Consider the following 10,187-nt stretch of genomic DNA (forward strand, 5'->3'; position numbering starts at 1 on the left):
CCACGAAGCGGACGCGACGACCGGCGAGCGGATCAGCGACGACCTGTTCTCCTCCCTCCACGACCTCAACGCGGTGAACGTCATCAACGCGGTCAACGACAGCGTCTGATCCGATCAACCTCAGTACCCATTAGGTGACTTGGGCTCCCATTGGAACCAGTTCCAGTTACAGTGACTGGAATCGGCGACAGGGGAGCCCATGGCACAGGTGACCGACCACGGCGGGGGCGTACGGTCGATCAGGGTCCCCATCCCCGACAACCCGCTCGGAACCACGCTGGTCCACGTCGTCGACACCGACCGGGGCCCGGTGCTGATCGACACGGGCTGGGACGACCCGGCCTCCTGGGACGTCCTCGCCGACGGGCTCACCGGCTGCGGTGTGTCCGTCGCCGAGGTGCACGGCGTGGTCATCACCCACCACCACCCCGACCACCACGGTCTGTCGGGCAAGGTACGGGACGCGTCCGGTGCGTGGATCGCGATGCACGAGGCGGACACCGCGATCGTACGGCGGGCGCGGGAGAGCCGGCCGGACCGCTGGTTCGCGTACATGGCGGACAAGCTGGCGGCCTCCGGCGCTCCCGAGGAGCACATGACGCTGCTGCGCGAGGCGCGGTCGGCGCGGCGCCCCGGCACCCTGCCCGGCTTCTCCCCCGCCCTCCCCGACCGCGAGATCGTCCCCGGCGAACTCCTCGAACTGCCCGGCCGCCGCCTGCGCGCGATCTGGACCCCAGGACACACCCCCGGCCACGTCTGCCTCCACCTGGAGGAGACCCACCCGGCCGGGCTCCCGGGCCACGGCCGCCTGTTCTCCGGCGACCACCTGCTGCCGCGGATCACTCCGCACATCGGTCTGTACGAGGATCCGGACGACGCCACCGTCACCGATCCCCTGGGTGACTACCTCGACTCCCTCGAACGCGTCGGCCGCCTCGACCCGGCCGAGGTGCTCCCCGCCCACCAGCACGCCTTCACCGACGCCCCTGGGCGCGTACGGGAGTTGCTCGCGCACCACGAGGACCGCCTCACCGACCTCCTCACCCTCCTCTCGACCCCCCTCACCGCCTGGCAGCTCGCCGAGCGCATGGAGTGGAACCGCCCCTGGGACCAGATCCCCTTCACCTCGAGGAACATCGCACTGTCGGAGGCCGAGGCCCATGTGCGCCGGCTGGTGAAGCTGGGCCGGGCGGAGGCGGTGACGGGGAGCGATCCGGTGACGTACGTGGCGCTGTAATACGTCGGAGACGGCGGGCCCGCCCCCGTCATCGGCCGCCCACCTCACCGATCGCATGGTCCAGCCCGTCCTCGTACGGCATGTCGCGGCCCTCCTCGTACGCCTTCTCGTACGCGGCGTCGCCGATCGCGGCGCGGATGCGGTGCTCGTGGGAGCGGCGGGTGGCCAGCAGGTCGGGCGAGTTCATCTGGGCGCGCCCGGTGAGTTCCCAGACGCGCTCGCCGATGCCGAGGAGACGGGCCGCGCGGTGGCCGTCACCGTCCGCGGCGACCGCGGCGGCGAGGATGTCCAGCGCCATCGCCGCGCCCACGGTGTTGTACAGGAGTGCGTGCCCCGCCAGCGCGGTGCGGGCGTTGCCGACCGCCGCGCGGACGTCTCCGCGGGCCAGGTCCGTCTGGGCCACGATCCCGTCGGCGAAGGCGCCCGCCCAGGACTCCCCGCACGCCACGCTGGCCTCGCGCACCTCGTGGGCCACCGTGCGCGCCCGGTCGTGTTCGCCCCGGAGCATGTGCGCGAAGGAGAGCGCCACCCGGACCTGGAGCTGGGCGGCCCCGAACCCGTCGTCCCGGATGGGGAGTCGGGGAGTGGCGGACAGCACCTCGATCGCCTCGGTCAACCGTCCGCTCAGGGCCAGTTGACCGCCCGCGAGGTACGCGGCGGCCACCATCGCCACCGGATCGCCCTGCGCCTCGGCCGCGTCCGCGCTCCGCGTCGCCCAGTCCGCCGCGACCTCCAGGTCACCCTGGAGCAGCGCCACCGCGCCGCGCACCCACAGTGCGCGGGTGTGCTCGGGTCCGGGCGCGGGGTCGGTGGCGAGCACGAGGTCGAGGCAGTGCTGGGCGTCGCGCAGAGAGCCGCAGTGCCGCCACAGGAACCCGACGTCGGCCGCCATCTCCAGGGCGACGCGACTGCCGGGTTCGGTGAGCGCGCAGTCCATGGCGGCCCGGAGGTTGGCGTGCTCGGTGAGGGTGCGCTCGCACCACGCGACCTGCCGTCCGGTGTTCCACTCGGCGCTGCCCTGACGGGCCAGTTGCCGGAAGTGGTCGCGGTGGCGCAGGCGTACGGCGTGTTCCTCGCCGAGGGCGCGCAGCCAGTCGGCGCCGAACTCCCGTACGGTGTCGAGGAGTCGGAAGCGGGCCGGGTCGGTGCGGTGGCGCTGCACGATGGACTGCTCGACGAGCCGGGCCAGCAGGTCGGCGATCCGTCCGGCGGGCAGCGGGCCGCCCGCGCAGATCTCCTCGGCCGCGCGCACGCAGAAGCCACCGGCGAACACCGAGAGCCGGGCCCACAGCAGTCGCTCGAGCGGTTCGCACAGTTCGTGGCTCCAGCCGATCGCCGTACGCAGTGTCCGGTGGCGCGGCGGTCCCACGCCCGCGCCGTCGTCGGGCGAGCTGAGCGGGTCGAGGCGGGACGGCAGGCGTTCGTCGGTGGGGGTGCCCCCTGTTCGAGCGCAGCCGAGAACTTGGGGGAGGCCGTGGAGCTGGGCCAGGGAGAGTTCGCAGAGCCGGGCCGCGGCGAGTTCGAGGGCGAGCGGGATACCGTCGAGGCGGCGGCAGACGGCCTCCACCGTGGGGCGGTTGGTGTCGTCGAGAGTGAACCCGGTGGCCGCCGCCCGGTCGGCGAACAAGGTCACCGCGTCGTCGGCGACGGGCAACGGGTCCACGGGCAGGACGAGTTCGCCCGGCAGTCCGAGCGGTTCGCGGCTGGTGACGAGGATGCGCAGGCCGGGGAGGGCGGGCAGCAGGGCCTCGACGAGCGCCGCGCAGTCCGCGAGGACGTGTTCGCAGGAGTCGAGCACCAGCAACAGCCGTTTGTCCCGCGCCCATGCGGCGACCACCTCGGCGACCGGGCGGGTCGACTGGTCGCCGAGCCGCAGCGCCTCCACGACGGCGTGGCCGACCAGGCCGGCGATCCGCACCAGTGACAGTTCCACCAGCCAGACGCCGTCGGGGTAGGCGTCCCGGACCCGGACCCCGGCGCGCACGGCGAGCCGGGTCTTGCCGACCCCGCCGACCCCGACGAGGCTCAGAAGTCTGTGGACGCCCGCCGCGGGCTCCAGCTCCCGCTCCAGCCGGTCGAGTTCTTCCAGCCGCCCGACGAAGCTACGCGTCTCGGGAGGCAGATTGCCGGACCGGCCACCGGTCGTCTTGTCGGACACACCCACCAGTCTGGCCTGGTCACGCCCTCCTCGGCGGCCGTCCGAGCACGGGGACAGAACAGCGGCGGCACCGCGTCTGTTCTACGTCGGTTCTACGTCGGTTCCGCTTCGGTTCCGGTCGGCTTTCGACGAAATGCGATCAACTCTCCGGTGGATACACAGCCGCCGACACCACTCAGCGAAGCGGCTGAAGCAGCTCCCGGATCAACCGCTCCGCCTCCCCCAGGGCTTCGACCTCGCGCGCGCTCATCGTCGGATTGGCCGCCCGGCGCCGCCGCGCCTCCGCCAGTCCGTCCCGCGTCACGCACTCCGCGTTGCCGTCGAGCAGCACGGCCAGCGTCTCGCGGGCCCCCTCCGCGTGGGCCTCACCGCAGACGGCCACCTGCGCGAGGATCACCGCGGACATGCCCCAGTCCAGGCCGGGCGGGCCCTCCTCGGCGTTGGCCCAGTCGATGACCTTCGGGCCGTCCGAGGTGAGCATGACGTTGTCGGGATGCAGATCCAGGTGCAGTACGCGGGCGGACGGGTCGCCGGAGGCCCGGGCGGGCACGGCGTGCAGCGCGCGCAGCAGCCCGGCGAGGAGGGCGCCGCCCTCCCGGGGTCCCATCCGCCCCGCGACGAACGCCGCCAGCATCGTCGGCCCCTCCAGCCGCTCCATCTCCAGCTCGGTCCGGGTCGCCGCGCGCACCGCCGGCACCGGATAGCCGTGACCGCGTACGTGCTCCATCACCGCCGCCTCGGCCGCCGCGTCACCCCACCCCTCCCGGTCCCGCCGCAGCACCCACGCCTCGTCGATCTCGTAGACGTCCGCCGAACGCCCCGAGCCGAGCAGTCTCCCCGTCCCTCGCATGACCGTGAACGTACCGGCCCGCACAACCGGCCCTCAGGCGTTTTCCTACGTGCCGGTACAGTGAGCGCGTCGTCATCACACCCGTACGGGGGAAAGCCGGTGCAATTCCGGCGCTGACCCGCAACCGTGAGCCGCCCCTCCGGGCGGTGAGCCGGATCGCCTCGTCCGGGACGTGACCGGCTCGTGCCACCGGCAGCCCGCCAGTGGCCGGCACCGTCGAGGCATACGGGGCCGGAGCCGCTCGGGGCCAAGCCTGCGCCCGGTGCTGCCCGGTTCCCCGCAGGGAGAGTCATGATTGTTCGCCGCAGCGCCGCGGTACTGGCCGCACTGGCCGCCACCGTCGTGATCGGTACGGTCGTCGCCCCGGCCGCCGCCATCGCCGACGACGCTTCCCCCTCTCCGTCCCAGGCCATCCCCTCCGGCCTCTACGGCACCACCGACCCCACCTACGACGGCGTCTGGCGGCAGTCCCTCGCGCTGCTGGCCCAGCACACCGTGGGGGTGAAGCCCGCGGCCAAGGCCGTCGACTGGCTGACCGGGCAGCAGTGCGCGAACGGCGCCTTCGCCGCGTACCGCGCCGACGTCACGGCGAAGTGCGACGCCAAGACGATGGTCGACACGAACAGCACCGCGGCGGCCGTACAGGCCCTCGCCGCGCTCGGCGGGCACGATGCCCAAACGAGCAAAGGGGTCGCCTGGCTGAAGTCCGTGCAGAACACGGACGGCGGCTGGGGCTACGCGGCGGGCGGGGCCAGCGACGCGAACTCCACCTCCGTGGTGATCGGCGCGCTCACGGCCGCGGGCGAGAAGCCCAAGGAGGTCTCCAAGGGCGGCAAGTCGCCGTACGACGCCCTGGTGACGCTGTCCCTCGAGTGCGAAGGCGAGGGCAGCGGCGGCGGGTTCGCCTACCAGCCCGACAAGAAGGGCAAGCTGACGGCCAACGCGGACGCCACGGCCGCGGCGGTCCTCGGCGTCCTCGGCAAGGGGTTCGTGACGACGGCCGGGAAGACGACGTCGTCCGGCTACACCTGCGGCCCGCAGAAGTTCACGCCGGAGGAGGCGGCGCGCAACGGCGCGTCCTACCTCTCCAACGCCCTCACCACCACCCCCTACCTGAAGTCGGCGCTGCCCGGCTCCGAGGACCAGCCCGACTACGCCAACACCGCGGACGCGGTCGTCGCGCTCGCCGCCGAGGGCTGGACCACGGACACGAAGCAGCCCCTCGCCTGGCTGGAGAAGAACTCCGGCGCCTGGGCGGCGAAGGCCGGTCCCGCCGCGTACGCCCAGCTGATCTTCGCCGCCCACGCCACCGGCACCGACCCGCGGGACTTCGGCGGCGCGGACCTCGTGCGGCAGCTCGGCGCGACGGGCCCGGCGACGGACGCGTCCGACAACTCCGCGGCCGCCCCGAGTGACGAGAAGAAGGACGACGACAAGGGCGTCAGTGTCTGGTGGATCGTCGGCGTCGGTCTCGTCGGCGGTATCGGCATCGGCTTCCTGATCAGCGGCCGCAACAAGCAGCGGCAGCCGTGACCCGGCGCGGCACGACCTCGCTCGTCCTGGCCCTGGCCCTGCTCGTGCTCGGCACGGCAGGGCAGGCCCAGGCCGTCGGCTACCGCTACTGGTCCTTCTGGGACCTGACCGGCGGCAAGTGGACATACGCCACGCAGGGGCCGTCGACCACGCGGCCGTACGACGGCGACGTACAGGGTTTCCGCTTCGCGGTGAGCGAGGACTCGCAGGACGCCTCGAAACCGCGCGGGAACGCCGACTTCGCGTCCATCTGCGCCAGGACGCCCGCCCAGGAAGACCACAAGCGGGTGGCCCTCGTCATCGACTTCGGTACGACCACGGACGCGTCGTCCGGCGAGAAGCCGCCCCGGGCGCGCACGGCCTGCGCCCGCGTCCCCTCCGACGCGACCACGGCGGACGCCCTCGCCACGGTGGCCAAACCCCTCCGCTACGACACCAACGCCCTGCTGTGCTCCATCGCCGGCTACCCCCGGTCGGGCTGCGGCGACCAGGTCTCGGCGACCCAGCCGTCCGACGACGGCCCGTCGGTGGGCCTGATCGCGGGAGTGGCCGCCGTAGCCACCCTGGGCGCGGCGGCAATCTGGCAGTCCCGCCGCCGCCGAGGCTGAGGGACGCACACCATGGCGACAGCACGTACCGCCACCACGTGGGTCACCCCCACCCCGGAAGCAAACCGCAACAACGCCCTCCCCCCAGGGACCTGGTGGATCTGGTCCTTGGGCCTGGGCACCGCCGCCTCCCGCACCACCAACCCCCTCCTCCTCGCCCTCCTCATAGGCGTAGCCGGCTACGTAGTGGCCGCCCGCCGCACGAACGCCCCCTGGGCCCGCTCCTACAGCGCGTTCATCAAGCTCGGCATCGCCGTCCTCGGCATCCGGCTGGCCTTCGCCGTGTTCCTCGGCTCCCCCATCCCCGGCACGCACCTCCTCGTCACACTCCCCGAAGTCCCCCTCCCGCACTGGGCGCAGGGCATCCGCATCGGCGGCCGGGTCACCGCCGAGGGTCTGGTCTTCGCCCTGTACGACGGCCTGAAACTGGCCACGCTGCTGATCTGCGTCGGCGCCGCGAACGCCCTGGCGAACCCGGCACGCCTGCTGAAATCACTGCCGGGCGCGCTGTACGAGGCGGGCGTCGCGGTCGTGGTCGCCCTCACCTTCGCGCCGAACCTGATCGCGGACGTGCGCAGACTGCGAGCCGCCCGTCGCCTGCGCGGCCGCCCCGACCGGGGCCTGCGCGGCCTGCTGCACGTCGGACTCCCGGTACTGGAGGGCGCGTTGGAGCGGTCGGTCGCACTGGCGGCGGCGATGGACGCGCGCGGCTACGGCCGCACCGCCCAGGTCCCGCCCGCCGTCCGCCGCACCACCGCCGTACTGACGCTCGGCGGCCTGCTCGGCGTCTGCGCGGGAACGTACGGAGTGCTGACCGCCGAGGGCGGCGGCTTCGGCCTGCCCGTGCTGCTCGCCGGGCTGGCCTCGGCGCTCGGCGGCCTGTGGCTGGGCGGCCGCCGCTCGCCGCGCACGCGCTACCGGCCGGACGTGTGGGGTGTACGGGCGTGGCTGGTCGCGGGGTCGGGCGTGGCGGTGGCGGCGCTGATGGTGGTCGCCGCGACGTACGACCCGGCGGCGCTGCGCCCCGGCGTCGTCCCCCTCGTGGCACCGGCCCTCCCCCTCTGGCCCGCCGCGGCCGTCCTCCTCGGACTCCTCCCCGCCTTCGTCGCCCCGATCCCCAAGGAGCCCTCATGATCCGCTTCGAGGATGTCTCCGTGACCTACGACGGAGCGGCCGAACCCACCGTCCGCGGCGTGGACTTCGAGGTCCCGGAGGGTGAACTGGTCCTCCTGGTCGGCCCCTCCGGTGTCGGCAAGTCGACGGTTCTCGGTGCGGTCGGCGGACTCGTCCCGCACTTCACGGGCGGCACCCTGCGCGGCCGGGTCACGGTCGCCGGGCGGGACACCCGCACCCACAAGCCGCGCGAACTCGCGGACGTCGTCGGCACGGTGGGCCAGGATCCGCTGTCCCACTTCGTGACGGACACGGTCGAGGACGAACTCGCGTACGGCATGGAGTCTCTCGGACTCGCCCCGGCCGTGATGCGCCGTCGCGTCGAGGAGACCCTGGACCTGCTGGGCCTGGCGGACCTGCGCGACCGCCCGATCGCCACACTCTCCGGCGGACAGCAGCAGCGGGTCGCGATCGGCTCGGTACTCACCCCACACCCGAAGGTCCTGGTCCTCGACGAGCCCACGTCGGCGCTCGACCCGGCCGCCGCGGAGGAGGTCCTCGCCGTGCTGCAACGCCTGGTGCACGACCTCGGCACGACCGTCCTCATGGCCGAGCACCGCCTCGAACGCGTCATCCAGTACGCCGACCAGGTCGCCCTCCTCCCGTCCCCTGGCGCCCCGCCGCTCCTCGGCACGCCGTCCGAGATCATGGCCGCCTCCCCGGTGTACCCACCGGTGGTGGACCTGGGCCGCCTGGCCGACTGGTCCCCGCTCCCGCTCACGGTGCGCGACGCGCGGCGCCGGGCGGGGGCGCTGCGGGAGCGACTGTCGACGCTCACCCCGACCGAGACGGCGACCCCGACGCCCGGCGGCATCAGGCAGCCCCTCCCGCCGCTCTCCCCCCGCCCACGTTTCCTCCGCAAGCGCACTCCCGCCATCACCCCCGCCACCCCGCATGCCGCCTCGGTCGAAGCCCTCGCCGTCCGCCACGGCCACGTCGAGGCACTCCGCCGTGTCGACCTCACCGTCGCCGCCGGCGAGATCATCGCCCTGATGGGCCGCAACGGCGCCGGGAAGTCCACCCTCCTCGGGACGCTGGTCGGGCTGGTCGAACCGGCCGCCGGTTCGGTCCGGGTCGGGGGCGCGGTCCCGCACCGGACGCCGCCGCGGGACCTCGTACGGCGCGTGGGTCTCGTACCGCAGGAACCGCGCGACCTGCTGTACGCGGACACGGTGGCCGCCGAGTGCGCGGCGGCCGACAGCGATGCCGGGGCCGCCACCGGCACCTGCCGGGAGCTGGTGTCCGGGCTGCTGCCCGGCATCACGGACGACACGCACCCCCGGGATCTGTCGGAGGGCCAGCGGCTGGCGCTCGCGCTGGCCGTGGTCCTGACGGCCCGCCCCCCACTACTCCTCCTCGACGAACCGACCCGAGGTCTCGACTACGCGGCGAAGGCCCGGCTGGTCGCCGTCCTGCGCGGCCTTGCGGCCGAGGGCCATGCCATCGTCCTGGCCACCCACGACGTGGAGCTCGCCGCCGAGCTGGCCCACCGCGTCGTCGTCCTCGCGGACGGCGAGATCGTCGCCGACGGCCCCACGGCCGAGGTGGTCGTCGCGTCCCCGTCCTTCGCCCCGCAGGTCACGAAGGTGCTGGCGCCGCAGCCATGGCTCACGGTCGCCCAGATAAGGGACGCACTCGCATGAAGGTCATCCGCCTCGGCCCCCGTTCCATCGCCGCGCTCACCCTCGTGAGCGGGGTAGGCCTCGCCGCGTTCGGCTGGCCGCTCTTCGCCGACCCCACCTCCCAGGTCGGCACGCACGCGCAGGACGCCCCCTGGCTGTTCGCGGGGCTGCTCGTGCTGCTCGTCGCGGTCGTCGCCGCGACGATCTCCGAGTCCGGGCTCGGCCCGAAGGCGGTGGCCATGCTCGGGGTGCTGGCCGCGACCGGCGCCGCGCTGCGGCCGATCGGTGCCGGGACGGCCGGGATCGAGCCGATGTTCTTCCTGATGGTGCTGAGCGGGCGAGTGCTCGGGCCGGGGTTCGGGTTCGTGCTCGGCGGCGTGACGATGTTCGCGTCGGCTCTGCTCACCGGTGGGGTGGGGCCGTGGATGCCGTTCCAGATGCTCGCGATGGGGTGGTTCACGATGGGCGCCGGGCTGCTGCCGGGGCCCGAGCGGCTGCGGGGGCGCGCGGAGCTGGCGATGCTCGCCGCGTACGGATTCTGCGCCGCCTTCGCCTACGGCACGGTCATGAACCTGGCCGGCTGGCCCTTCATGGACGCCCTGGCCTCGAACGTCGCCTTCGACCCGGACGCCTCGACCCCTGCCAACCTGGCCCGCTTCCTCGCCTACTGCCTGGCCACCTCCCTCGGCTGGGACCTGGGCCGGGCGGTCGTCACCGTCGTCCTGACCCTCACGCTCGGCGCGACCCTCCTCAAGGCGCTGCGCCGGGCCACGCGACGGGCCGCTTTCGAGACGCCGGTCACGTTCGAACCCCGGTGAGCTGCGGCCCAGGTCACACTCCCGGCCCACTCTGCGTAGACCATTCGCACGCCGTCCGTCATTTGCCGGGTGAACCAGCCCACAGGACCTCCGTCACATACGAAGCGCGGCCGTAGCGGAAATGCGTGGCATGGACGCGTCGTCAACCCCTCTGACCTGGGGTTTGAGAGCCAGGTCACACAAGGCAC

General features: G+C 73.4%; 8 protein-coding genes. 6 read left to right on the forward strand and 2 right to left on the reverse strand.

The window, feature by feature from the left end:
• Positions 1-199: 199 nt before the first annotated feature.
• Positions 200-1,237, forward strand: coding sequence for an MBL fold metallo-hydrolase (locus tag ACX28W_RS32555; protein ID WP_459003549.1), 1,038 nt, complete (start codon positions 200-202; stop codon positions 1,235-1,237).
• A 28-nt stretch (positions 1,238-1,265) separates the two neighbouring features.
• Here ACX28W_RS32555 and ACX28W_RS32560 read toward each other — a convergent pair whose 3' ends face one another.
• Both ACX28W_RS32560 and ACX28W_RS32565 read right to left on the reverse strand, forming a co-directional pair.
• On the reverse strand, positions 1,266-3,395 hold the full coding sequence (locus ACX28W_RS32560; RefSeq protein ID WP_459003551.1) for an ATP-binding protein: 2,130 nt from the start codon (positions 3,393-3,395) through the stop codon (positions 1,266-1,268).
• Positions 3,396-3,570: 175 nt separating this feature from the next.
• Positions 3,571-4,245, reverse strand: coding sequence for a phosphotransferase (locus tag ACX28W_RS32565; RefSeq protein ID WP_459003552.1), 675 nt, complete (start codon positions 4,243-4,245; stop codon positions 3,571-3,573).
• A 291-nt stretch (positions 4,246-4,536) separates the two neighbouring features.
• Here ACX28W_RS32565 and ACX28W_RS32570 point away from each other — a divergent pair, with 291 nt between their 5' ends.
• From ACX28W_RS32570 to ACX28W_RS32590, 5 genes are read left to right on the forward strand one after another with little or no spacing between them, the layout of a single operon-like run.
• A complete protein-coding gene (locus ACX28W_RS32570; RefSeq protein WP_459003554.1) occupies positions 4,537-5,778 on the forward strand; it encodes a prenyltransferase/squalene oxidase repeat-containing protein in 1,242 nt (413 codons plus the stop codon).
• Complete coding sequence (locus tag ACX28W_RS32575) at positions 5,775-6,386, forward strand: SCO2322 family protein (RefSeq protein ID WP_459003555.1); 612 nt, start codon at positions 5,775-5,777, stop codon at positions 6,384-6,386. Before ACX28W_RS32570 ends, ACX28W_RS32575 begins: the two co-directional genes overlap by 4 nt.
• Positions 6,387-6,398: 12 nt before the next feature.
• Positions 6,399-7,520 carry an energy-coupling factor transporter transmembrane component T gene (locus ACX28W_RS32580; protein ID WP_459003556.1) on the forward strand — a complete coding sequence of 374 codons (1,122 nt, stop codon included), beginning with the start codon at positions 6,399-6,401 and terminating at the stop codon, positions 7,518-7,520.
• Complete coding sequence (locus ACX28W_RS32585; RefSeq protein ID WP_459003558.1) at positions 7,517-9,202, forward strand: ABC transporter ATP-binding protein; 1,686 nt, start codon at positions 7,517-7,519, stop codon at positions 9,200-9,202. Before ACX28W_RS32580 ends, ACX28W_RS32585 begins: the two co-directional genes overlap by 4 nt.
• On the forward strand, positions 9,199-9,999 hold the full coding sequence (locus ACX28W_RS32590; protein ID WP_459003560.1) for an ECF transporter S component: 801 nt from the start codon (positions 9,199-9,201) through the stop codon (positions 9,997-9,999). Before ACX28W_RS32585 ends, ACX28W_RS32590 begins: the two co-directional genes overlap by 4 nt.
• Positions 10,000-10,187 lie beyond the last annotated feature (188 nt).

The organism is Streptomyces sp. SD15 (assembly GCF_054462255.1).